The sequence below is a fragment of the Streptomyces sp. NRRL F-5122 genome, assembly GCF_001507435.1.
GTDB classification, from domain to species: Bacteria; Actinomycetota; Actinomycetes; order Streptomycetales; family Streptomycetaceae; genus Streptomyces; species Streptomyces lannensis.
This window is the reverse complement of the sequence record NZ_LMWH01000102.1, coordinates 1-714: the sequence shown is the minus strand read 5'-3', so window position 1 is coordinate 714 and position 714 is coordinate 1. Positions and strand designations below refer to the sequence as shown.

Annotated in this window: 1 protein-coding gene; it reads left to right on the top strand. The window is 68.3% G+C overall.

What is annotated here, in order from left to right:
* The coding region (locus ADL25_RS12435; RefSeq protein ID WP_159044918.1) for a transposase at window positions 1–691 on the top strand (691 nt) is incomplete at its 5' end.
* Between the last annotated feature and the right edge of the window lie 23 nt (window positions 692–714).

Genomic DNA, 714 nt, shown 5'->3' with positions numbered 1-714 from the left:
CCTGGGACCCCGACTGGACCACCCCGCCATCACCTGGCTCCTGGAGCGTTACGGCTCCCCGGCCGCTCTGCGCAAGACCGGTCGCCGCAAACTCGCGGAGGTCATCCGGCCGAAAGCCCCGCGCATGGCCGCCCGGCTCGTCGACGACATCTTCGACGCCCTCGACGAACAGACCGTCATCGTCCCAGGCACGGGCACTTTGGACGTCATCGTGCCGTCGCTGGCCAAGTCACTGGCCGCCGTCCATGAACAACGCCGGGCACTGGAAGCCCAGATCGAAACCCTGCTGGAGGCCCACCCTCTTTCCCAGGTCCTGACCTCGATGCCCGGCATCGGCGTCAGGACCGCCGCAGTCCTTCTGACCACCGTCGGCGACGGCACCAGCTTCCCGAGCGCCGCTCACCTGGCCTCCTACGCCGGCCTCGCACCGACCACCAAATCCTCTGGCACCTCGATCCACGGCGAACACGCCCCGCGCGGCGGGAACCGGCAGCTCAAACGCGCGATGTTCCTCTCCGCGTTCGCCGCCCTGCACGACCCCGCCTCCCGCAGCTACTACGACCGATGCCGAGCCCGCGGAAAGACCCACACACAGGCCCTCCTCCGCCTGGCCCGACAACGCATCAACGTGCTGTTCGCCATGCTCCGCGACGGCACCTTCTACGAACCCAGAACCCCACGCCACGCTTGACGAAAGACATAGAGGCACCCCCC